At 70.8% G+C, this 19,796-nt stretch carries 16 protein-coding genes, 1 tRNA gene and 2 pseudogenes; 6 read left to right on the forward strand and 13 right to left on the reverse strand.

Features of this window, described 5'->3' with window-relative positions:
- Positions 1–13: 13 nt before the first annotated feature.
- From QUE44_RS04795 to QUE44_RS04825, 7 genes are all read right to left on the reverse strand, one after another.
- The gene (locus QUE44_RS04795) at positions 14–1,312 is read right to left on the reverse strand and encodes a M20/M25/M40 family metallo-hydrolase (RefSeq protein ID WP_286216177.1); all 1,299 of its coding nucleotides are present in this window, start codon (positions 1,310–1,312) and stop codon (positions 14–16) included.
- Between the two features lie 20 nt (positions 1,313–1,332).
- The gene (locus tag QUE44_RS04800; RefSeq protein ID WP_286216179.1) at positions 1,333–2,310 is read right to left on the reverse strand and encodes a glycosyltransferase family 39 protein; all 978 of its coding nucleotides are present in this window, start codon (positions 2,308–2,310) and stop codon (positions 1,333–1,335) included.
- A complete protein-coding gene (locus QUE44_RS04805) occupies positions 2,226–2,732 on the reverse strand; it encodes a hypothetical protein (RefSeq protein ID WP_286216180.1) in 507 nt (168 codons plus the stop codon). The genes QUE44_RS04800 and QUE44_RS04805 overlap by 85 nt, the downstream gene beginning before the upstream one ends.
- Before the next feature lie 160 nt (positions 2,733–2,892).
- A tRNA-Leu gene (locus tag QUE44_RS04810) sits at positions 2,893–2,979 on the reverse strand.
- A gap of 102 nt (positions 2,980–3,081) precedes the next feature.
- Entirely contained in the window at positions 3,082–3,228 is a 147-nt protein-coding gene (locus QUE44_RS04815; RefSeq protein WP_286216181.1) for a GPGG-motif small membrane protein, read from the reverse strand.
- 128 nt (positions 3,229–3,356) lie between these two features.
- Positions 3,357–6,764: an error-prone DNA polymerase gene (locus QUE44_RS04820; protein ID WP_286216182.1), complete on the reverse strand. Its 3,408-nt coding sequence runs from the start codon at positions 6,762–6,764 to the stop codon at positions 3,357–3,359.
- Complete coding sequence (locus QUE44_RS04825) at positions 6,757–8,460, reverse strand: Y-family DNA polymerase (protein WP_286216183.1); 1,704 nt, start codon at positions 8,458–8,460, stop codon at positions 6,757–6,759. The genes QUE44_RS04820 and QUE44_RS04825 overlap by 8 nt, the downstream gene beginning before the upstream one ends.
- 252 nt (positions 8,461–8,712) lie before the next feature.
- Between QUE44_RS04825 and QUE44_RS04830 the strand changes: the two genes are divergently transcribed.
- Positions 8,713–9,276, forward strand: coding sequence for a hypothetical protein (locus tag QUE44_RS04830; protein WP_286216184.1), 564 nt, complete (start codon positions 8,713–8,715; stop codon positions 9,274–9,276).
- Positions 9,277–9,503: 227 nt separating this feature from the next.
- Here the strand turns inward: QUE44_RS04830 and imuA' are convergent, their stop codons facing one another.
- Positions 9,504–9,989, reverse strand: a complete 486-nt coding sequence (gene imuA', locus QUE44_RS04835; RefSeq protein WP_286216185.1) for a DnaE2-dependent mutagenesis accessory factor ImuA' — start codon at positions 9,987–9,989, stop codon at positions 9,504–9,506.
- A gap of 284 nt (positions 9,990–10,273) precedes the next feature.
- Here imuA' and QUE44_RS04840 point away from each other — a divergent pair.
- Positions 10,274–11,175 (forward strand): annotated as a pseudogene (locus QUE44_RS04840) (alpha-amylase family glycosyl hydrolase).
- Complete coding sequence (locus tag QUE44_RS04845) at positions 11,172–12,023, forward strand: alpha-amylase family glycosyl hydrolase (protein ID WP_433997183.1); 852 nt, start codon at positions 11,172–11,174, stop codon at positions 12,021–12,023. The pseudogene QUE44_RS04840 and the gene QUE44_RS04845 overlap by 4 nt, the downstream one beginning before the upstream one ends.
- A 6-nt stretch (positions 12,024–12,029) precedes the next feature.
- Here QUE44_RS04845 and QUE44_RS04850 read toward each other — a convergent pair whose 3' ends face one another.
- Positions 12,030–12,845, reverse strand: coding sequence for a TrmH family RNA methyltransferase (locus tag QUE44_RS04850; protein ID WP_286216189.1), 816 nt, complete (start codon positions 12,843–12,845; stop codon positions 12,030–12,032).
- A gap of 278 nt (positions 12,846–13,123) precedes the next feature.
- Here QUE44_RS04850 and QUE44_RS04855 point away from each other — a divergent pair, with 278 nt between their 5' ends.
- Entirely contained in the window at positions 13,124–14,125 is a 1,002-nt protein-coding gene (locus QUE44_RS04855; RefSeq protein ID WP_286216190.1) for a DUF2157 domain-containing protein, read from the forward strand.
- A gap of 87 nt (positions 14,126–14,212) precedes the next feature.
- Here the strand turns inward: QUE44_RS04855 and QUE44_RS04860 are convergent, their stop codons facing one another.
- The 4 genes and pseudogenes from QUE44_RS04860 to glgA form a co-directional block, all read right to left on the reverse strand.
- A complete protein-coding gene (locus QUE44_RS04860) occupies positions 14,213–15,295 on the reverse strand; it encodes an SPFH domain-containing protein (protein WP_286216191.1) in 1,083 nt (360 codons plus the stop codon).
- Positions 15,295–15,762 (reverse strand): NfeD family protein, encoded by a 468-nt coding sequence (locus tag QUE44_RS04865; RefSeq protein ID WP_286216192.1) that lies wholly within the window; start codon positions 15,760–15,762, stop codon positions 15,295–15,297. The genes QUE44_RS04860 and QUE44_RS04865 overlap by 1 nt, the downstream gene beginning before the upstream one ends.
- Before the next feature lie 72 nt (positions 15,763–15,834).
- Positions 15,835–16,619: pseudogene (locus tag QUE44_RS04870) on the reverse strand (ABC transporter ATP-binding protein).
- A gap of 11 nt (positions 16,620–16,630) precedes the next feature.
- Entirely contained in the window at positions 16,631–17,833 is a 1,203-nt protein-coding gene (gene glgA, locus QUE44_RS04875) for a glycogen synthase (RefSeq protein WP_286216193.1), read from the reverse strand.
- A gap of 69 nt (positions 17,834–17,902) precedes the next feature.
- Here glgA and glgC point away from each other — a divergent pair, with 69 nt between their 5' ends.
- Both glgC and serB read left to right on the forward strand, forming a co-directional pair.
- Positions 17,903–19,144: a glucose-1-phosphate adenylyltransferase gene (gene glgC / locus QUE44_RS04880; protein WP_286216194.1), complete on the forward strand. Its 1,242-nt coding sequence runs from the start codon at positions 17,903–17,905 to the stop codon at positions 19,142–19,144.
- Positions 19,141–19,776 carry a phosphoserine phosphatase SerB gene (gene serB / locus QUE44_RS04885; RefSeq protein ID WP_286216195.1) on the forward strand — a complete coding sequence of 212 codons (636 nt, stop codon included), beginning with the start codon at positions 19,141–19,143 and terminating at the stop codon, positions 19,774–19,776. The genes glgC and serB overlap by 4 nt, the downstream gene beginning before the upstream one ends.
- Positions 19,777–19,796: the final 20 nt, after the last annotated feature.

Consider the following 19,796-nt stretch of genomic DNA (forward strand, 5'->3'; position numbering starts at 1 on the left):
GCCTCGAGACGCCTCAGCAGTCCGCGAGGAAGCGCACCATCACGTCGGTGCCGAACTCGAGCGAGTCGATCGGCACGCGCTCGTCGATCCCATGGAAGAGCGCGGGGAAGTCGAGCTCGGGAGGCAGGCGCAGCGGCGCGAAGCCGTAGCCGGCGATCCCGATCTGGGCGAGATGCTTGTTGTCCGTGCCGCCCATCATCATGTACGGCAGCACTACCGCGTCCGGATCGTCAGCGGTGACCGCCGCGATCGCCTTGCGCACCAGCGGGACGTCGAACGGCAGGTCGATCGCGGGCTCCGTGATGTACTGCTCGACCTTGACGTGCGTGCCCGCGAGCTCCTCGATCTGGCGCAGCACCTGCTCCTGCTGACCCGGCAGGAAGCGCGAGTCGACGTAGCCGCCCGCGGTGTCGGGGATCACGTTGGTCTTGTATCCCGCGTCGAGCATCGTCGGATTCGAGGTGTTGCGCAGCGAGGCCTCCACCATGCGACCGACCGATCCGAGCCCCGCGACGATCCTGTCGATGGTCTCGGCGTCGTCGGCGTACTCGATTCCCATGAGCTCGCCCGCACCCCGCAGGAGCGTCTCGACTGTCGGATTCACGTCGAGCGGCCACGGGAAGTCGCCGATCCTCGACATCGCGCCCGCGAGGTGAGTGACCGCGTTGTCGCGATGCACCAGGCTGCCGTGTCCCTGGACCCCCGAGGCGGCGAGCCGCAGCCACTGGATGCCCTTCTCCCCCGTCTGGAACAGGTAGACGCGCCGGCCCGCGACCTGAATCGAGAAGCCGCCGACCTCGGAGACGGCCTCGGTCGCGCCGTGGAAGTCCTCCGGGTGGTTGTCGACCATCCACTTCGCCCCGTGGGCGCCGCCGTGCTCCTCGTCCGCGAAGAATGCGATGACGATGTCCCTGGCGGGCTTGATCCCGTCGCGGACCATGCGCGACACGGCCGCAAGGTACATCGCGTCGACGCCCTTCATGTCGACGGCACCGCGGCCCCAGATCATCCCGTCGCGGACCTCGGCACCGAAGGGATCGACGCTCCAATCCTCGGCAAAGGCCGGCACGACATCGAGGTGTCCATGCAGCACGAGCGGTTCGCGCGTGCGGTCGGCGCCCTCCCACAGCGCGGTGAGGCTCGCGCGGCCGGGCTCGGACTCGCGGATCACGGGGTCAAGCCCGAGTCCCTCGAGGACGTTTGCGACGTAGTCGGCGGCCACACGCTCGCCAGGGCCGGGAGCTTCCCCGTAGTTGGAGGTATCGATGCGCATCAGGTCGCGCGCCATGCGGACCACGTCGGACTCGGTCATGCGCCCCAGGCTATCGGGCGTCAGATGACCCGCCAGCCGTTCACGATCACGATTCCCAGCACCACGAGGCCCGCGAGCGAGAGCAGGTAGACGAGCCGTCGATAGCCGGCCTTCTGGGCCGCGATGACGATGCACGCGACGGCGCCAGGAATCAGTGCGAGTCCGTAGCGTCCGGTGACCTGGAGGAAGTACTGGGGCACCGCGGTGTTGAGGTACGCCTGGGCCTGGACGATGGTGGGGTAGAGAACCGCTCCGGCCAGCAGCATCCAGCCCAGCGACCTGCGCGCGGGCTCCTTGGCGCACGCGACGATGACGGCAAACACGGCGCCGATCAGCAGCAGGTTGAGCAGCCTGGTCCACGACACCATGAGCGCGACGTCGAGCGGCTCCTGAAGGTAGTAGTCAGAGACCAGGTTGAGGCCGCTGAAGGCCGTCTCGAGCCACTCCGAGCCAGGCAGCCCAAGGACATCGCGCGTGTTAAGTCCCACGAGCGGGTTCTGCCAATTCGGATCGCCGCGTCCTCCCTGCCATGCCTGCCACAGTGCGTAGGGCACCAGGATCGCGGCAGCCATGGCCCCCACGAGCGCCACGTCCTTGCCGCGCGGGTGTGCGCGACGCCAGCCGCGCACCACGCGGTACGTGAGCAGCGCGCCGAGCGCGATGAAGGGAATGGCGCCGATCGTCTTGGTCATCCCCGCCACCCCGGCGAGCGCGGCGGCCACCCGCCAGTCGGCATCGTCGTCGACGAACACGCGCGCGGCCAGCCAGATGGCCGATGCCCCGATGACGATCGCGGCGGTGTCCGGATTGACGGTGGTCACCGCGTGCAGCACGCGCGGGAAGGCGGGCAGGAGGAGCGGCGCGATGATCGCGGCGGCGGGGTCGATCCGCCACCGCCGCAGCGCGATGAAGGTCATGTACATCCCGGCCGCGAGCCACAGCACGCCGAAGAGTCGCGCCGCGGTGACGAAGTCGATCCCGTCGATCGCCGCGTCCATGGTGCGCGCCGGCACCCCGACCGACACGTAGTAGAGCGGGGGTGGCTGAAGTTGTATTGCTGACCCGAGTAGGGGAACTGCCATGCCTGTGCGTCCTCGCCACACGCCGGCAGCACGTAGCGCTCCTGGCCGACGCACGCCCAGATGTCGCGGATCTCGGGGGCGATCACCGAGCCCGCGAATGGCACCTCGAGGTGCGCTGCTTTCCAGGCATAGTCCGCGTGGGTGGGCTCGTCGATGCGGGACATCGCAGAGCCGGGGCCCAGCACCACGGGGATGACGATGGCTGCCGCGACCGCGAGGTAGAGCGCGAGAACGCCGGTGCGCGCGCGCCAGGTGTCGCGGAAGGAGGCGGCCCAGTGCTCGGCCATGCCGATCCACTCGGAGGGCAACAACGCCCTCCGTTGGGTCGTGACTGTCACCGGCGCTCCTTGTCGGCCTGCAGGGGCGCCGAACTGGCGCGCTCCTCGCATGGTACCGGCGCCTTTGCGCGAACCGCGCGCGACTCCCCGCGCGCTGCTCGCGGCCGCGATGGGGGCGAGAATGCGAGAGGACCCGACCGTGTGATCGGGGCCTCTCATGTGGTGTCCGAGGGGGACTTGAACCCCCACGCCCTATACGGGCACTAGCACCTCAAGCTAGCGCGTCTGCCATTTCCGCCACCCGGACAGGTGAACCAAGGTGCTCCGCGGAGCGCCTCAGCGCGAGAAGAACTGTAGCACGGCAGGACCGGCCCAGATTCCACTCGCGCCGTGGCGCCCCGCGGTCACGTCAGGTGAAGAGGCTCACGCCTCCGGGGCCGATCAGCAGTGCGACGACGATCAGCACGATGCCCCACAGAATCTGCTTCTGGAACAGTCGGATGACGCCGATGATGCCGATGATCGCGGCGATAATCCACAGGATGAGATCCCACATGGTTCTTCTCCTTCTCGTTTGTCTTGCATGTTCTGCATGATGCACAAGGGTCAACCGCACGTGACGTCCCAGGTATTCCCGACTCCGTTGGATGACACGTCATCGACCGCCCCCGAATCGGGGCTTCTCTAACGGAAGTCGCGACTGCGTGAGGGGACCCTCAGCGACATCGGAGATAGGTGTTCCGCCACCAGGTTTGTGGAGCCGTCCGCCCTCTCGATGCGGCCCCGAATCACCAGCGCGGGGGACCTCCTGGCGACCGCCTGAAACCTCTTCCACACCCCCACCGAACAGATCACGTTGAGGAAGCCCGTTTCATCCTCAAGCGAGATGAACGTGACGCCGCGCGCGGTGCCGGGGCGCTGGCGATGAGTGACGATTCCGGCGACGGTGATGCGCCGCTCGGCCTCGTGAGTGAGGACGTCGGCGACGCGCAGCACGCCCGCCTTATCGAGCCCCTCGCGCACGAACGCGGTGGGGTAGCCATCGACCGAGACGCCGGAGGCCCACACGTCCGCGACCGCCTCCTCGACCTCGCTCATGCCCGGCAGCATGGGCGCCTTCGCGCCCGGCGCGGTGCCGGGCAGCGTGTCGGGACCCTCCCGGGACAGCACGCCCGAGGCCCACAGCCCCTCGCGGCGGGTCACCCCGAACGTCTCGAGTGCTCCCGCGGTCGCGAGCGTCTCCCACTGCGGCGTCGACAGTCCCTTCTCGGGCGCGAGCCCCGCCTCCCCCGAGACCCCCTTGGGGCGGATCCTCACGCGGCGCGCCATGTCCTCGAGCGACTCGAACGGGCCCGCGGCGCGCGCCGCGACAATCGCCGCCGCGGCATCGTCCCCCAACCCCCTCACCGCCCCCAGGCCCATCCTCACCGCAAGGGTCGGGTCCACGTGCACGAGCCGCGCGAGTTCCTCGCGCCTCTCCCCCGGCGGTTCGAAGGGTGCGTCGAGCTGCTCGATGCGTGCGCGCACCTCGGAGCGGGCCACGCACGGTCGCAGGATCGCCTGTCCGTGGCGGCGAGCGTCCGCCGCGAGGGACTGCGGCGAGTAGAAACCCATGGGCTGCGCCGCGAGCAGCCCCGCGTAGAAGGCCGCCGGCCGGTGCACCTTGAGCCAGCTCGAGGCGTACACCAGGTAGGCGAAGGAGAACGAGTGCGACTCGGGAAAGCCGAAGTCCGAGAAGGCCTTGAGCTTGTCGAAGATCTGGTGGGCGACGTCCGCGGTCACGCCACGCGCATTGGCGCCCACCATGAACCGTGCGCGCAGTGCCTCCATGCGCTCGGGGCTGCGCTTGGAACCCATCGCGCGGCGCAGCTGGTCCGCGAGCGCGCCATCGAAGCCGGCGCAGTCCATCGCCATCTGCATGAGCTGCTCCTGGAACAGCGGCACCCCCAGCGTCTTTCCCAGGGACTTCTCGAGCAGCGGATGGAGGTAGGTCACGGGCTCGCGACCGCGCGCGCGGTTGATGTACGGATGCACGGAGCCGCCCTGAATGGGCCCGGGACGGATGAGCGCAACCTCGATGACGATGTCGTAGAAACGGCGCGGCCGGAGGCGGGGCAGCGTCGCCATCTGTGCGCGCGACTCGACCTGGAACACGCCCACGGTGTCCGCCGCGCACAGGAGGTCGTAGACCTCGGGATCCTCCTGCGGCAGCGAGTGCAGCCCGAGGTCCTCGCGGCGGATGTCCTGCAGGTCCCTGAACGCGTACTTGAGCGCGGACAGCATGCCCAGGCCCAGCAGGTCGAACTTCACCAGCCCAGCATCGGCGCAGTCGTCCTTGTCCCATTGGAGGACCGTGCGACCGGGCATGCGCGCCCACTCGACCGGGCACACGTCGATGACGGGGCGGTCGCACAGGACCATGCCGCCGGGGTGGATGCCCAGGTGGCGCGGCAGGCGCAGGAAGCGGTCCGCGAGGTCAAGGACGGTCGAGGGGATGTGCTCGAGGTCCTGCGTGGGGGGCGGCTCGGGCCACATCGCGTCGCGCTGCTTCGCCGCCCACTCCTCCTGCTTCTCTGGTGGCACCCGCAGCGCACTCCACCGGTCGATCGACTTGGACCAGGCATCCTGCTGCCCCACGTCGAAGCCCAGCGCGCGGGCGGCGTCGCGCACCGCGGAGCGCGGCCGGTATTGGATGACATTTGCAACCATGGCCGCGTTGATGCGACCAAACCGCGCGAAGACGTACTGGATGACCTCCTCGCGGCGGTCGGACTCGATGTCGACGTCGATGTCGGGTGGGCCGTCGCGCTCGGGGGCGAGGAAGCGCTCGAACAACAGCCCGTGCGTGACCGCGTCCACCGCGGTGACGCCGAGCGCGAAACACACGGCGCTGTTGGCCGCGGAGCCGCGCCCCTGGCACAGGATGTCCGCGCGGCGGCAGAACGCCACGATGTCGTGGACGATCAGGAAGTAGCCGGGGAAGTCGAGCGCCTCGATCACCGCGAGTTCGTGCTCGATCTGCTTCCATGCGCCGGGGACCCGTTCCGCGTCGGGCGGCCCGTAGCGCTCCCGCGCGCCGCGGTACGTGAGCTCGCGCAGCCAGCTGGCCTCCGTGTGGCCGGGCGGGACGGGATAGGGCGGCAGGTTCGGGGCGACCAGGTGGAGGTCGAACGCGCATTCGGCGGCCAGTCGGGCCGCGGTGGTGACGGCCTGGGGATGACGCCGATGCCGGAACAGCATCTCTCCCGCGCTGCGCAGGTGCTGTCCTGGCGAGCCGGGCAGCCAGCCGTCCATCGCGTCGAGGGAGGAACGTGCGCGCACCGCGGCGAGCGCGCCGGCAAGGTCGGCATCGCGCGGGGTCGCGTAGTGCGCGTTGGTGGTCGCGACCAGCGGCAACGATGCGTCGAGGGCCAGGTCCGCGAGTGCGGCGTTCACCTCGGAGTCGTGAGGAGAGCCGGAGTCCGTGATCTCGACCGCGACCCCCTCCCTGCCGAACATCGCGACCAGCCGGTCGAGCTCGAGGCGCGCCGCGGCGTAGCCGTCGCGCGAGACGCCCCCCGCCAGGGCATCGGCTCCCGCCCTGCGCGCTCCCCCCACGCCGGAGCCGCCCATGCCCGTGAGGGCGGCACGCACGGGGCCCTTGCGGCAGCCGGTGAGGACCAGCAGATGGCCGGCACCCGCATCCGCGAGAGTCTCGAGGGTGTAGCGCGCAAGGCCTTTCTCCCCCGTCGCGAGGTGTGCCATGCCGATCGCATGACTGAGCCGCGAGTAGCCCTCGGCGCCGCGCGCGAGGACCACGAGGTGGGACGCGCGTGGGTCGGGCACCCCGGTGGGCGGGTCGAGCACGGGGCGTCCGCCGGGGCCGTCGACGGCGAGGCTGAGCTCCGCGCCAAAGACGGTGGGCAGTCCGATTGCCCGCGCGGCACCGGCGAAGCGCACCGCGCCGTAGAGTCCGTCGTGGTCGGTGAGCGCGAGCGCGCTGAGTCCCAGGCGGCCGGCCTCCGCCGCCATCTCCTCGGGCATGCTGGCGCCGTCGAGGAAGCTGAAGGCGCTGTGGGCGTGCAGCTCCGCGTAGTCGGGCACGTCAGTCATAGATGGCCTCAAGCGTCCAGCGCCCCTCGCCGTACGCGAGCAGCACCGCGAGGTCGCCCTCGTCGCCCTCACGCAGCGCGACCTGGAGGTAGACACGCCGGGACGCATCCTCGGACCACCAGCGCTCGGCGACCGGCCAGGGACCCGCCCACGACTCCACGGGGCGTGCGCGGTCCCACACGGGCCCCTCGAGGCGGCCCACATGCCCTGCGGACGGGTGGCGCTGAGCCGCGCGGGCGCGTTCGTCGGAGGGGTCGGCCTCGAGCCGCACCCACGTGGGCGGAGCGCTCACGGCGAGGCGTCGGCTCACGCTGACCGGGGCGCCGCCCGCGTCGAGCACGAGCGCGGGGCGGGGTGCGGGGGGCACCGTCGCGGGCGGCGGGTCGGGAATGCGTCCCGGCCATGGATGGGCGATCGCACGAGCAGGGGGTGCCTCCTGGCCCCAGGGCACCACGTGTGCCCTGTCACGGGGAGAACGCCCGCCCTGTTCGGCGACCGCGAGCACGCCCTCGGGGCCCAGCAGCCCCTGGACGCGTTCGAGGGCGCGGTGCGCGCGGGAGTCCGCCCCCGACACCCCGCCCCACAGATAGGACTGCTCCGCGCCCAGCGGCAGGACATCCTCCGCCACGAGCGCGAGGGACGCGAGGGGCGCTGGCTCCGGATCGACCGCACCGGCGCCCGCACCGGTGGCGGTGCCGGACAGCCACCCCTCGAGCTGCCACCGCACGCGGTCGGTCATGTGACGGGCGAAGGCACCCGCGCGCGTGCCCACATCCGTGCGCCACACCCGCTCGAGCTCGTGACCCTTCTCGGTGCGAGCGACGATCCGCACGCGTCCGCACCGCATGCCCGCGTCGAGCAGCGCGCGGTCGAGGCTCGCCGCGGCCTCCGCCGCGAGGGAGGTGAGTTGTTCGACGCGCTCCGCGGGGTCCTCGAACACGAGCTCGACGGCGATGTCCTCCTCGCCGCGCCGCACCACGGGCGGCGCGAGGTCCTCGCCACCCGCGAGCCGGTGGGCCCACGCACCCACGGGACCAAACCGCGCGAGAACGTCCGCGGAGGGCAGCGCAGAGAGGTCCCCGAGCGTCACGATCCCCAAGCGCGTGAGCACGCTCGCGAGACGCTCGACCTCGTCTCGCTGGGTCCGCTCCATGGCCGCGAGCGCGAGCGTCCCGATGGGCGCGGGAGCCAGGTAGTCGCGCGAGGCGCCCTCCGGCACCAGCATGCTCTCGCGCGCGGCGAGCACCGCGGCCAGCAACCCGTCCGCGGCCCCCACCGCGCACTCCACCCCCGCGTACTCCGCCACCGCGCTCACGAGCGCCTCGGCAAGGGCCTCCTCCGAGCCGTGAAAGCGCGCGGCACCCTCGGCGGGGATCATGAGCAGCCCCGGGCGGGAGATCTCGACCCCCGACACGGCCTGCTCGGCGGCGGCCGCCACGGCCTCGAACAGGCGCGAGTCGCGTCCCTCGTCGTGAGCGAGGATCGCGAGCTCGGGACAGGCCCGCTGCGCGAGCCTGCGCGTGCTGCCACGGCGGACCCCTGCCGCGCGGGCCGCCGCGGACACCGCCACCAGGGAGCGCCCGTGCAGGACCGCCGCGGGCGCGTCCGCCCCCAGGCCGGCCTCGGTCATGGCGGCGACCACGGGCCAGTCGGGAACCCACAGCACGGCACGGCGCGTCACCGTCACAACAGCCATGCCACACCTCCCAGCGATTCGAACATATGTTCGAGTGTGACACGAGCGTCCGACAGGACGCTAGTCGCCGAGAGGCCTCTCGCGCCGAGCACGGCGCGAACTCCTGCACTACCGTGACGCCATGAACCCGCACCCGAGGCCACCCAGCCAAAGGCGCCCAGCCCGAGCGCCCGTGAGACCGCTACCGCGCGCGCTCACCCCCTCGCCCTCCTTCCGCTCGTCGTGCTCGCAGGCTGTCAGAGCGCGCCCTCTGTGGATCTCTGGAGACAACTTCCCGAGCCCACGAGCTTTCGGGAGGACACCATTGACAACCTCTCTGAACTCGTGGAGCGATCGGATCTGGTGATCGAGGGTGAGATCGTCGACATTGCGATTCGCGACCGCGGAGTCTGGTCAGAACCCCAGGGGCCCGACGATCTCGCCATCTTCGCCGAGGACATCGTGCTGACAGTGCACGCCACCGATTCCAAAGATTCAGAAGATATCGAGATCCGCATTGAGCGTCTCTATGACGAGCAACCTGGGTCAGGCCCTCTCGATGAGCGCTCCCTCAAGGTGGATTCCGACATGTACGTGTTTGCACTCATCAACGACGAGCATGCGGTCGCACTCGAGGCAGACGGCCCCGGATATCGATGCACCGACGAAGCGGATTTCTGCGGACTGACATTCAGCGATGGCATCCTCTACACCACTCCACGCCACACCGGCGAAGCCGTGCCCGTGAGCACGCTCCTCCCGGACGCCGGCGCGGTCACATCGTTCGCCGACATTCACGCCCTCGCAGCCGAGAGTGGCGTCACCGCCCTGAGCTGAGCCGCGTGCCACCCCTCATGCCGCGCCGCCGAGCGCACGCAAGGGCGCGGGCCCCGTCGGGACACCCGCGCCGTGACGCGCCGGGAGCCCGCCACCATCGAGCGTCAACGTGACCAGCCGCGCGCGGCCCGCCTGACGGCCCTGGGCCCGCACCGTCAGATCGCGCGTGCGCAACCGACCGTCCCCCGCCCCGAGTCCGCTCCAGCGTGACTCCACGACGGTCAGGCTCACGTGAGCCCCCGCCCAGGCACCCCCGCGATCATCACCACGCCCCGCTCGCGTGCACGTGAGGCGAGCCGCCGCCTGTCGGAGTCGGACAGCGCCAGCCCCTCACCAAGCAGCACCACGTCCATGCCGTCGATGCACGCACCCGCGGCCGCGGCGGCCTGCACCCCGGGGTGAGGAATGAGCCCCACGCGCGCGAGGTCCAGCCCGCGTCGCGCGGCCGCCACCACCCCGAGAGAGGGGATCCCCACCACCGCGGTCCACGAACCCGCTGCCGAGGCCGCGGCGGCAAGCGCCAGCATGAGCGAGGTCGATCCCTCGACCGAGATCACCTGGCCGCGTCGCAGCCCCTGCGGCAGCACCGCGTCGAGGCCCGTGGCGAGCGGCAGCGTGGGCGCCTCCCACCGGTCCCGGCTGGTGCCCACCCGGAGCTGGACCTCACCGAGAGCGGCGCGCGCCTTGGCGATCCTCGCCTCGACCGTCTCCATGCTTCCTCACCCCCGGCATCGTCCGTACACCTGATCCAGCCGCCCGATTCATTCGAACGTATGTTCGATTATGACCCCGCCCTCCGACACTCGGCAAGGCGGCCCCCGCGGCCGCGCCGGCGCGGCCGCGGCGGTCCCATGGGCACGGTCACGGCCCGGAGGAAAAGGCCCTACTATGGCTGACCATGTCGACAATGCAAGCGCTTGCACGGGCCCACCACGACGGCTCGGCGCTCTACGCCCCCGACGGACCAGTGGACCTGGGCGACACCGTGACCCTGCGCATGCGCGCGGACGCAAAGGCCGGCGTGGACCGGGTGTGGATCCGCACCGTGCGCGACGGCGAGCCCGTCTACCTCGAGGCGCAGGCGGATGGCGAGCGCGACGGCGAGCGCTGGTTCGCCGCGGACCTCGAGCTTCACAACCCGCTCACCTCCTACCGCTTCCTGCTCGAGGCGGGCGGCGAGGTCGCGTGGCTGAACGGCACCGGCGTGTCGCATCGCGACGTTCCCGACGCCCACGACTTCAGCATCCACACGGAGGACTCGGCGCCGGCATGGCTCCGTGACTCAGTCGTTTACCAGGTATTTCCCGACCGCTTCGCACGCGATCCCGAAGGCGGGCCGACCACCACCCTCCCCGACTGGGCGATCCCTACCGCGTGGGACGCGGAACCGGCGGCGCTGCCCCCGCGCACGGGCAAGGAGGTCTTCGGCGGCACGCTGGGCGGCATCGAGTCGCGGCTCGATCACCTGCTCGGCCTGGGCGTCACCACGCTGTACCTCACGCCGTTCTTCCCCGGCCGTTCCAACCACCGCTACGACGCGAGCACGTTCGATCACGTCGACCCGCTCCTGGGGGAGACGCCGCCCTCGCGTCGCTCACGCGCGCGGCGCACGCGCGCGGGCTCCGCGTCATGGGCGACCTCACCACCAATCACACGGGCGCGGGTCACGACTGGTTCGCCGCCTCCGCGGATGCCTCCGCACCCGAGGCGGCGCACTACCTGTGGAACGAGTCCCGCGACGACTGGGTGGGCTGGCTCGGCCACCGCAGCCTGCCCAAGCTCGACTGGCGCGATCAGGCGCTGCGCGAGCGCATGATCGCGGGAGATACCTCAGCGGTGCGCCGCTGGCTCGCACCCCGTATGGGCTCGACGGCTGGCGCATCGACGTCGCCAACATGACGGGCCGCCACGGCGCCGTGGACCTCAACGCGGAGGTCGCGGAACACCTGCGCGGAACCGTCGCCGCGATGAACCCCGACGCCGCCGTGGTGGCCGAACACTGCCACGACGCGACCGCTGACCTGCGGCGCGGCGCGTGGGACGCGACCATGAACTACTCGGGATTCATGCGCCCCGCGTGGCAGTGGTTCGCCGCGCCGGGCACGGGCGCCCGCTACTTCGACGCCCCGGTCACCATTCCGTCCCGCACGGGAGGCGAGGTCGCCGCCACGATGCGCGACTTCCTCGCGGGCGTGCCGTGGCGCGTCGCGGCCAGGAACTGGAACCTGCTGTCGACCCACGACACGGCGCGGATCCGCACCATCACGGGCTCGCCGGAGCGCCAGCGCGCGGCCGCCGCGCTGCTCTACACGTACCCCGGCGTGCCGTTCGTCTTCGCGGGCGACGAGGGCGGTCTCGCCGGCGTCAATGGAGAACACGCACGGGTGCCGATGCCGTGGCACGACATCGACAGCGGCGGCCCCCGGTGGGATGGGGCCACTCACGCGACGTATCGCGAGTTGGGGCGCCTCAGGGCGGACTCGTGCGCGCTGCGCCACGGCGGGCTCAGGTGGGTCTACGCGGGGGACGATGCCCTGGTGTTCCTGCGCGAATGTCCTCACGAGCGACTCGCGGTGCTCATCGCGCGGGATGCCTGCGGCCCGGTCACGGTGGGCCTGGGCCCGGGCGTGCGTCGCCTCGAGACGCTCTACGGCGAGCTCGACGCGCGTCACGGTGTCGACAACGGGCTCGGGCGCATCACCCTTCGCACCGAGGGACCCGCCGCGCAGGTCTGGCGGCTGACGTAGGGGGCGTCAGCGGGCGCGCAGCGCCCACATCGCGACGGCCGATGCCGCGGCGACGTTGAGCGAGTCCACTCCCCCGTGCATGGGGATGACCACGGCCTCGTCGACGTGCGCGAGCGCCTGACGCGTGAGGCCGTCGCCCTCGGTTCCCATCACCAGCGCGACCCTCGCCTCACCCTCCGCCGCGCTCACCCGCGCCGCGAACTCGTCCAGGCCCACGGCATCGTCCGCGAGCGCGAGGCCGGCGACGGTGAAGCCCAGCGCACGGAGCTCATCGAGCGCTCCCGGCCAGGACTCGGCACGGGTCCACGGCACCTGGAAGACGGTGCCCATCGAGACCTTGACGGAGCGGCGGTAGAGCGGGTCGGCACACGTGGGCGACACCACCACGGCGTCCGCACCGATCCCCGCGGCCGAGCGGAAGATCGCCCCCACATTGGTGTGGTCGACGATCCCCTCGAGCACCACCACGCGCGACGCGCCGCGCACGAGCTCCGCGAGGCTGGGCAGCTCGGGGCGCTCCATCGACGCGAGGGCTCCGCGATGCACCTGGTATCCGGTGACATCCTCGAGCAGCTCCGCGGGAGCGACGTAGACAGGCACGTCCTCGCCCACGAGCGGCGCCACCGAGTCGAGCCATCGCTCACTCACCAACACCGCGCGCGGCGCGTGTCCCGCCGCGATCGCGCGCGCGATTACCTTGGCCCCCTCCGCCATGTAGAGGCCTCGCTCGGGCTCGAGCGCACGCCTCAGGGCGACGTCCGTGAGGTCGCGGAAGTCGGCCAGGCGGGGGTCGGTGGAATCGCCGATGCGGAGAACGGGCATGCCCCCATCCTCCCAGGGACTGGGGTGGGGTCGGGTGTGTGGGGCCGGGCGTGCCGGGTCGGCGACGCGGACCCGACCCGAATCCCGGACGATCTCCGGATCGACCCGCCAACGGAGCCGGCGGCGCCCCTGACGCGGAGGAATCGGCCAATCGTCCGCGATCGGGGTCGCGTCGCGCGCGGATCCGATCCCGCCCCCACCCACCCGGCGCGCGCGGACCCGCGGGCGTAGCCTGGAGGTGTCGACGGTGACGTCGGCGTCGCTGGAGGGAAGCGGTCATGCGCGAACTCGACGCGAGGATCGACCGGTGGGTTGAGGCGGGAGTCATTTCCCCCGCCACCGGCGAGGACTTGCGTCGCTTCGAGGCCGCTCACGCCGACGCCGACTCACCGCCCTCACTCGACGCGGAGCCCTCACCCACCCCACCCGCACCGCCGCGCGCGCTCGCGCTCGTCGGTGAGGTCGTGGGCTACCTGGGCGCCGCGCTGGTGGTCTCGGCGGTGTCCTTCCTCGTGAGCCGCACGTGGGGAGACCTTCCGACGGCAGGGCGCATCGGACTCGTCGGCGCCCTGCTCGCGGTGGTCGCCGTGGGAGGCACCCTCGCCTCTCGTCCGCCCTCCGCGCCCGCCCAGCGCCTCGCCTCGGTGCTGCTCGCGGCGACGGTGGGGCTGTCCGCGTGGTTCGCGTGGGTCGTGATCGACGCCGCCACCGTCTCCGACGACCTCGAGGCCCCGCTCGTGAGCGGGATCGCCCTGGCGGTCGCCGCGACCGTCTACGCGCTGCGCAGGCGCGCGCTCGCGCAGCTCGCCCTGCTCGTCACGCTGTGCGTCTTCGTGTCCCTGACCCTCGCCGCCGCACTCGAGCCCCGCGAGCAGCTCATCTCCCTGATCATCGGACTCGCGATCGCGGCAATCGGGCTCGCCTGGGTGGGGCTGGCCGTGACGCGGCGCCTCGAGCCCGCGCGCCTCGCGCTCGTGACGGGAGGACTGGTCGCGGTGTTCGGGCTGCAGGCGGGGTCGTTCGAGGAGGGTCGGTGGTGGATGTTGGCTCTCGCCGTGGCACTCTCGGTCGCCATGATCGTGATCGCCATCACTCGCTCGCCGCTCACGCTGCTCATCGTCCCCGGCGGGCTCGGGATGCTCGTCGCGGTGCCGCGACTCATCGAGAGGCTGGTGGGCGACGCGCTCGCGACCTGGGTCGCGGTGATGGTCACGGGGGTCGCGCTCGTGGTCGCGGCGGTCATGATGGTGCGCGAACGCGGCCGCCCGCGCACGCCGTAGGCACGCGAGCATGCCCGAGGCGAGCCAGACGCACGACGGGCCCCGAGGGATCGCTCCCCCGGGGCCCGTCGCATCGTCGCCGTGGACCTACTGGCCCTTCTCGGCGTCCGGGTCGAACGGCTTGCCCGAACGCGAGCCCGCCTGGTCGGCCTCGGCCGCGAAGCCCTCGGCCTGACGGCGCGCCTCCTCGAGCGCAGCACGCGGGTCCGCGAGCGCCGAGGTGATGCGCGACGCACGCGTCTTCGCCTTCTCGGGGTCCCGCGTGAGAGGCTCGGGCGACTCCTCCATGCCGAAGCCCGCGGCGACGGCCTTGAGCGCACCGGTGAACTCGGTGGGCACGAACCACATCTGGTTGTTGGTGCCCTTGGCGATCTCCGGGAGCATCTGCAGGTACTGGTACGACAGCAGCTTCGAGTCGGCGTCGCCCTCGTGGATGGCGTCGAATACCTGGAGGATCGCGCGGGCCTCACCCTCGGCGCGCAGGATCTTCGACTGCGCCTCACCCTCCGCGGTGAGGATCGCGGACTGCTTCTCACCCTCGGCCGTGAGGATCTTCGACTGCTTGACGCCCTCGGCCGTGAGGATCGCGGCGCGACGGTCACGCTCGGCACGCATCTGCTTCTCCATCGAGTCCTTGATGGACATCGGCGGCTCGATCGCCTTGAGTTCGACGCGGTTGACGCGGATGCCCCACTTGCCCGTCGCCTCGTCGAGCACGCCGCGCAGCTGACCGTTGATCTGGTCACGGCTCGTGAGCGTCTGCTCGAGGTCCATCGTTCCGACGATGTTGCGCAGCGTGGTGGTCGTGAGCTGCTCGACACCCGTGATGTAGTTCGCGATCTCGTAGACCGCGGACTTCGGGTCCGTCACCTGGAAGTAGATGACCGAGTCGATGTCGACCACGAGGTTGTCCGACGTGATGACGGACTGCGGCGGGAACGAGTAGACCATCTCGCGCAGGTCGACCTTGGCGCGCACCTTGTCGATGAACGGCACCAGCAGGTGAAGACCGGCCTCCATCGTGGTGTGATAGCGGCCCAGGCGTTCCACCAGGTAGGCCTGGGTCTGGTTGACCACGACGATCGCCCTCGCGATCGCGGTGATGACGAACAACGCGAGGACCGCAAGCGCGATCCACACGATGATCGTGAAAATGTCGGTGTCACCCATCAGTTCTCCTCTTCACGGGCGACCACAGCGATCGCCCCATCGATCCTCACGACGCGCGCCCGGGATCCCTCGCGCACCGGCGGTGCGCCGTCCTCGGTGCGCGCGGTCCACACCTCTCCATTGAGCTTGACGCGGCCGGCCATCACGGTGACCTCGTCGAGCGCCCACGCGTCGCGGCCCACGAGCGCCGCGGTGTTCGTCAGCGGCGCTCCCTCGCCCTTGGTGCGCAGGCTCTGCAGCAGGAACGGGCGCAGCAGCCCGATCAGCGCGGCCGACACGGCCAGCGCGATGATGACGCTGAGCCACCACGGCGCGCCCAGCCAGGCGGCGACTCCGCCGGCAATCGCTCCGCCTGCCAGCATGACGAAGAGCAGGTCGAGCGTGAACAGCTCGATCGCCCCCAGCACCATCGCGCCGATGAACCACCACAGCCATTGTTCGTCCACGATGACCTCCTTGTTTGCCAACGTACCAGGGATAACCCAGCCACGGCATCGTCCGCGGGGACGATGCCCGTCCTCCCGGGGACGGACGCGGAGTTAGGAGGCGCGACGGGCCGCGTAGCGGCCGCCAGAGGCGGCCAGCTCGACGGGCATGCCGTACGTATCGGAGAGGGCCTGAGCGGTGAGTGTCTCGCCGAGCGGGCCGGCGGCGACGATGCGCCCCTCGCGCAGGAGCATGACGTGGGTGAAGCCGTCGGGGATCTCCTCGACGTGATGCGTCACCATGACGATCGCGGGCGAGCGGTGGTCTCCAGCGAGCTCGGTGAGCGCGCCGAGCAGCTCCTCGCGGCCGCCCAGGTCGAGGCCGGCGGCGGGCTCGTCGAGGAGCAGCAGCTCGGGGTCCGGCATGAGGGCGCGCGCGACCTGCACGCGCTTGCGCTCGCCCTCACTCAGGGTCGAGAACTCGCGCTGCGCGAAGTCACCCATCCCGAAGGCCCACAACAGGGCATCGGCGCGATCCTCGTCGAGCCCCTCGTACTCCTCCTGCCAGCGGCCCGTGACGCCGTGCGCGGCGGTCATCACCACGTTGCGGACGGTCTCGTGCGGGGGATGCGGTCGGCGAGCGCGGCGCTCGACAGTCCGACCCTCACGCGCAGCTCGCGCGTGTCGGTGTCGCCCAGGGTCTCGCCGAGCACGGTCACGGTGCCCTCGGTGGGGTGCAGGCGCGCGGATGCCATCGACATGAGCGTGGTCTTGCCCGCGCCGTTGGGGCCCAGGATGACCCATCGGTCCTGGTCCGAGACGGTCCAATCGATCTCCCTCAGGATCTCGTTGTCGCCTCGACGCACCCTCACGCCCTCGAACCTGAGCACCTCAGTCATGGGACGTGAGCCTATCCAAGAATCGACCGGTAGACGGCCAGGGTGCGCTCCCCGATCGCCTCCCACGAGAAGCTCTCGGCGGCCCGCTCACGACCCGCCTCTCCCATGCGGCGCGCGCGCTCGGGGTCGGACACCATGTCCGTGAGCGCCGCGGCGAGGTCACGCGCGAAGCCCTCGGGGTCGAGCGGCGTGCCGGTGCCGTCGTCGACCTGCGCGATCGGCACCAGGGTGCCCGTCACGCCGTCCACGACCACCTCGGGAATGCCGCCCGTCGCGGTCGCGACCACCGGCAAGCCCACGGCCATGGCCTCGAGGTTGACGATTCCCAGCGGCTCGTAGACCGAGGGGCACACGAACGCGGTGCACGCGTCGAGCACCGCCACGAGCTCCTTGCGCGGGAGCATCTTCTCGATCCAGATCACGCCATCGCGCTGCGCCTGGAGCTTCTCGACCGCGCCCGAGACCTCGGCCGCGATCTCCTTGGTGTCCGGGGCGCCCGCGCACAGCACCACCTGGATGTCGGCCGGGAGCTGCTCGACGGCCTTGAGGAAGTAGGGCAGACCCTTCTGGCGCGTGATGCGGCCCACGAACACGATCGCGGGGCGCGAGGGGTCGATCCCGTGGTCGGCGACCACGGCCGCGGCCGCCGCGCGCTCCTCATCGGTCGAGGGCGCGGCCCACGCGTCCACGTCGATCCCGTTGTGGACCACCTGGACCTTGGCGGGGTCGATGCTCGGGTAGCAGCGCAGCACGTCCTTGCGCATACCCTCGCTCACCGCGATCACGGTGTCGGCGGCCTCGTAGGCGGTCTTCTCGATCCAGCTCGACACGCGGTAGCCGCCGCCCAGCTGCTCGGCCTTCCATGGGCGAAGGGGCTCGAGCGAGTGCGCCGACAGCACGTGCGGGATGCCGTGCAGCCGTGCGGCGAGGTGTCCGGCCATGTTGGCGTACCAGGTGTGCGAGTGCACCAGGTCCGCACCCGCGCAGTCCTTGGCCATGGGCAGGTTGTGCGCGAGCACGTCGAGCGACGCGTCCCCGACGCCGCCGCCAAGCGCGTCGTATCCGGTCACGCCCGGCTCCTCGCGCGGGCCGTCGAACGCCCGCACGCGCACGTCAAGATGCTCACGCAGCACCGCAGCAAGCTCGGTCACATGGACGCCCGCTCCTCCGTAGATGTGGGGCGGGTACTCACGGCTGAGGATGTCGACGCGCATGACTCCCACGCTAGCGGTTCCCTCCGGCGTGGACCGGCGCTGGCGTCCGCTTTCCCCTATGCTGGCCATATGTCAGCGCCGAAAGTTCTCGCCATTGTCCTTGCAGGAGGTGAGGGCAAGCGACTGATGCCCCTCACCGCTTCTCGCGCGAAGCCCGCGGTCCCCTTTGGGGGCACCTACCGGCTGGTCGACTTCGCCCTGAGCAACCTGGTGAACTCGCGGTATCTCCATATCGTGGTGCTGACGCAGTACAAGTCGCACTCGCTGGACCGCCACATCGCCCGCACGTGGCGCATGTCGCCGCTGCTGGGCAACTACGTGGCTCCGGTCCCCGCTCAGCAGCGCCGCGGCCCGCACTGGTACCTCGGCAGCGCTGACGCGATCTATCAGACCGTCAACATCATCGAGGACGAGCAGCCCGACATCGTGGTGATCGTGGGCGCCGACCACGTCTATCGCATGGACTTCTCGCAGATGGTCGACGCGCATATCGCGTCGGGTGCCGAATTCACGGTGGCCGGCATTCGCCAGCCGATCGAGATGGCGGACCAGTTTGGCGTCATCGACGTCGACCCGGCCACGCCCGACCGCATCCGCGCATTCCTCGAGAAGCCCAAGGACCCCGAAGGCCTGCCCGACAGCCCGCACGAGATCCTCGCGTCGATGGGCAACTACGTCGCCAACGCCGACGCCCTGCTCGCCGCACTCACGGCCGATGCCGACAACCCGGCCTCGAAGCACGACATGGGCGGGGACATCGTCCCGTGGTTCGTGGACCGCGGCACGTGCGGCTTCTACGACTTCATCCGCAACGACGTCCCCGGCTCGACCGACCGCGACCGCGACTACTGGCGCGACGTGGGAACGCTCGACATGTACTACGACGCCCACATGGACCTCATCGCGGTGCAGCCGGTCTTCAACGTCTACAACGAGGACTGGCCCGTCCACCAGGGACTCATCACGCACCCGCCGGCGAAGTTCATCCACTCGGAGGAGGGCCGCCTGGGCCACGCCGCCGACTCGATCGTGTCTCCCGGCGTGATCGTGTCGGGCGCGACCGTCACGGGTTCCGTGCTCTCCCCCGGCGTGCGGCTGCACTCGTGGTCGACCGTGTCGGACTCGGTGCTGCTCGACAACGTGCAGATTCACCGCCACGCCCAGGTTCACCGCGCGATCCTCGACAAGAACGTCGACGTTCGGGAGGGCGCGCGCGTGGGCATCGACCGCGAGGCGGATCTGGCTCGCGGCTACACCGTCACGGAGAGCGGCATCACGGTGGTCGCGAAGGGCACGGTCGTCACGGCATGAGGTTGTGCGTCCTCGACGTCGATTCCACCCTGATCACCGCCGAGGTCATCGAGCTCATCGCCGCTCGGGCCGGCACGCGTGAGATGGTCGCCGACATCACCGAACGCGCGATGCGCGGCGAACTCGACTTCTCGGAATCCCTGCGCGAGCGCGTGGCCACACTGGCCGGGGTGCCCGACACGGTGTTCGGCGAGGTCCTCGCGGAGGTGTCTTTCACCCCCGGCGCGCCCGAACTCATCGCGGCGCTTCAGTCGCGTGGCTGGGAGGTCGCGCTCGTCTCGGGCGGCTTCGTCGAGGTGGTGGCTCCCTTGGCTGCCAGACTCGGCATCACCCGCTTCCGCGCCAACCGCCTCGAGGTCGAGAACGGCGTCCTCACCGGTCGCACCACGGGGCTGGTGGTCGACCGCGCGGTCAAGGCCGCGACGCTGCGCGAGTTCGCCGCCGAGGTGGGCTGCGCGATGGGAGACACGGTCGCGATCGGTGACGGCGCGAACGACCTCGACATGATGGCGGCCGCAGGACTCGGCATCGCGTGGCACGCCAAGCCCGTGGTGCAGGAGAAGGCGGACTACGCGCTCAACGGCCCTCGGCTCGACGCGGCACTCGACATCATTCTCGACCGCGCGTCATAGGCGACGGGTCGAGACGACCC

Origin of the sequence: Demequina sediminis, from assembly GCF_030296675.1 — a bacterium.
Taxonomy (GTDB): Bacteria; Actinomycetota; Actinomycetes; order Actinomycetales; family Demequinaceae; genus Demequina; species Demequina sediminis.

Excerpts from the sequence above, each read along its gene's own strand:
- QUE44_RS04825 (WP_286216183.1), bottom strand. The coding sequence starts at position 8,460 with ATGGCTGTTGTGACGGTGACGCGCCGTGCCGTGCTGTGGGTTCCCGAC.
- QUE44_RS04850 (WP_286216189.1), bottom strand. The coding sequence starts at position 12,845 with ATGCCCGTTCTCCGCATCGGCGATTCCACCGACCCCCGCCTGGCCGAC.
- glgA (WP_286216193.1), bottom strand. The coding sequence starts at position 17,833 with ATGCGCGTCGACATCCTCAGCCGTGAGTACCCGCCCCACATCTACGGA.
- QUE44_RS04855 (WP_286216190.1), top strand. The coding sequence starts at position 13,124 with ATGCGCGAACTCGACGCGAGGATCGACCGGTGGGTTGAGGCGGGAGTC.
- QUE44_RS04845 (WP_433997183.1), top strand. The coding sequence starts at position 11,172 with ATGACGGGCCGCCACGGCGCCGTGGACCTCAACGCGGAGGTCGCGGAA.
- QUE44_RS04860 (WP_286216191.1), bottom strand. The coding sequence starts at position 15,295 with ATGGGTGACACCGACATTTTCACGATCATCGTGTGGATCGCGCTTGCG.
- glgC (WP_286216194.1), top strand. The coding sequence starts at position 17,903 with ATGTCAGCGCCGAAAGTTCTCGCCATTGTCCTTGCAGGAGGTGAGGGC.
- QUE44_RS04820 (WP_286216182.1), bottom strand. The coding sequence starts at position 6,764 with ATGACTGACGTGCCCGACTACGCGGAGCTGCACGCCCACAGCGCCTTC.
- serB (WP_286216195.1), top strand. The coding sequence starts at position 19,141 with ATGAGGTTGTGCGTCCTCGACGTCGATTCCACCCTGATCACCGCCGAG.
- QUE44_RS04795 (WP_286216177.1), bottom strand. The coding sequence starts at position 1,312 with ATGACCGAGTCCGACGTGGTCCGCATGGCGCGCGACCTGATGCGCATC.
- imuA' (WP_286216185.1), bottom strand. The coding sequence starts at position 9,989 with ATGGAGACGGTCGAGGCGAGGATCGCCAAGGCGCGCGCCGCTCTCGGT.
- QUE44_RS04815 (WP_286216181.1), bottom strand. The coding sequence starts at position 3,228 with ATGTGGGATCTCATCCTGTGGATTATCGCCGCGATCATCGGCATCATC.
- QUE44_RS04800 (WP_286216179.1), bottom strand. The coding sequence starts at position 2,310 with ATGGACGCGGCGATCGACGGGATCGACTTCGTCACCGCGGCGCGACTC.